Source organism: Streptomyces sp. NPDC059455 (assembly GCF_042750115.1).
Lineage (GTDB): Bacteria > Actinomycetota > Actinomycetes > Streptomycetales > Streptomycetaceae > Streptomyces > Streptomyces endocoffeicus.
Genome location: NZ_JBHYVB010000436.1, coordinates 673 through 2,818 on the forward strand (window position 1 = coordinate 673; position 2,146 = coordinate 2,818).

General features: G+C 77.4%; 2 protein-coding genes. One reads left to right on the forward strand and one right to left on the reverse strand.

Annotated elements, in window-relative coordinates; genetic code table 11:
• Positions 1 to 172: 172 nt before the first annotated feature.
• Positions 173 to 580 (reverse strand): NTP pyrophosphohydrolase, encoded by a 408-nt coding sequence (locus ACFXB5_RS53260; protein ID WP_385223235.1) that lies wholly within the window; start codon positions 578 to 580, stop codon positions 173 to 175.
• A gap of 70 nt (positions 581 to 650) precedes the next feature.
• Between ACFXB5_RS53260 and ACFXB5_RS53265 the strand changes: the two genes are divergently transcribed.
• Positions 651 to 1,706, forward strand: coding sequence for a hypothetical protein (locus ACFXB5_RS53265; protein WP_385223234.1), 1,056 nt, complete (start codon positions 651 to 653; stop codon positions 1,704 to 1,706).
• Positions 1,707 to 2,146 lie beyond the last annotated feature (440 nt).

The following is a 2,146-nucleotide window of genomic DNA, read 5'->3' on the forward strand; positions in this document are numbered from 1 at the left end:
GGGGGGGGGGCCGCGCCCCCCGTAAACTGCCCCGGGGGGGGGGCGCGGCCCGCCCCCGGGGCGGGGGGGGGGGGGGGGGGGGGGGCCCCCTTTTTGGGGGCGGGGGGGGGGGGGGCCGCGGACCGCCGCAGGCGTCATGGTCCATCGGACATCTCTCGGGCCCTGAACGGGCCTAGGACGAGCCGTTCGGGCGGACCGACCGGGGGCCCGTCGTCTCCGCGCCCAGCGCCGTGACCCGTGCCCGCAGCCCCTGGTCCGCCGTCACCACCAGGCAGGGGCGGCCCTCCTCACGGGCCGCCACCACGGCCACGATGTGGTCGTCTCCGCTGCCCGGCGCGCTCTCCACCCGTACGCCCGTCACCGGCTCGACGCCCCGCGCCGCGCCCTCGACCACCATCACGATGTCCACCGGAGGGTCGCTGGCCCAGCCGGGCACGCCGGGGCGGCCGGGGAGCCCGGTCCCGGCGAGGACGGCCAGCCGGTCGCGGAGTCGCTCGGCGGCGCCGCGCCGGTCACGCCACCAGCCATCCGGAACCGAGCCGACCACATTGGCGGCGTCCACAACCACAACCCCATCCATAGTCAAGGCAAATTACTATGGACATCGTTCGATCAGGTGGACGGGTTCGGGGAAGGGTTGGCAGCGGGCCATGGCGTTGCGGTTGCTCCGCGGCAAGGACGGCAGGCTCACGGCCTACGCACCGGTGACGGGCGGTGTCGCCCGTTGGACCGAGGACCGCCCCGGAGGGGCGGAGTGGTCGGGGCCGTGGTTGATCGAGGTGTCCGGCCGGCTGGCCGGGCTGACCGTCGTTCAGAGCCCCGAGGGCTATGCCCATCTGGTGGGGCTTCGGCACCGGCCGGGCGGCGCCGGGGAACCGGCGCGCGTGGACATCGTCCACGCCACCCAGTTCCAGTCCGGCCGCCCGCTGACGGCGTGGCACTCCCTGGGCACCCCGCATCCCAAGGACGCCCGCAAGGCCGAGCAGACCGGCCCGCCCGCCGCGGCGGTGGACTCCTCCGGCGCCCTCCGCGTCTTCGTGCGCAATGCCGGGGGTGGGGTGAGCGCGCGGCGGCAGGACCCCAAGGGCACGTGGGAGCGCTGGACCGACTGGAAGGGCACGCACGTACTGGGCGGCATGGCGGCGGCCTCGACCGCCGACGGCCGTCTCGAACTGCTCGCACCGGCAGGGAAGGGCGCCGCGCTGCGCTGGTACCAGCCCACGCCCGGCGCCGCCCCCAAGCGGGGCGAGGACGTCCCCGCCGACGCCCGGCCGGATTCGGCGTCCATGGTGGAGAGCAGCCCCGGTACCCTCACCCACTACTGGCGCGACGCGGGCAGCGGTGAGGTCATGGCCTGGCGGCCGGACGCCCCGGCCCCCGCGCCGCTGGGCGGGGCCACGGGCACCGGCCCGGTCGCCGCGGTGCGCGCCATGGTGGACGGTCACGACTGCACCGTCCTGGCCCACCAGGACTCGGCGGCCGGCGGGCTGGCGGTCGCCGCCCACCCCTGCGAGGACGAGGCGGCGGGGGTGTGGTGGACGCCCTCGGGCGAGCAGGGCGCCCACACCCCGGCGCTGGCGCTGGACGACCAGGGCCGGGTGGTGCTGGCCGCGCTGGCGCTGGACGGAAAGCTCCTGGTGGCCCGTCAGAAGACCGACGAGCGCGGGCTGGCACTCCGGGCCTGGGCCCGTGTGGGAAGCGGCTGAGCGGCGCCACAGCGCGGCTGAGAGCCGGTTCGGTGCGGTGGTCCGGGTGGTTGGGTGGCGCCACAGCGCGGCTGAGAGGCCGTCGGGCGCGGCGGCCCGGGTGGTTGAGCGGCGCCGTAGCCCCGCTGAAGGTCCGTTCCGCGCGGCGGCCCGGCGCCCGGCGAAGGTGCCGCCGGTCCGTTTCCCGCCCCTGATGTGGGCGCTACGGCCGGCTGAGCGCCCGTTCGACGTCGCGGCCTGGTTCCCGGGGAAGGTGCCGCCGGTCCGTTTCCCGTCCCGGGCGTGACCCCGCTCCCGGGCGTGACCCCGCTCCCGGGCGTGACCCCGCTCCCGGGCGTGACCCCGCTCCCGGGCGTGACCCCGCTCCCGGGCGTGACCCCGCCCCGGATACGAGTGGCGGGTGCTTGCCGCCGGGCGGCGGGGCGGGCACTGGGGGTGGC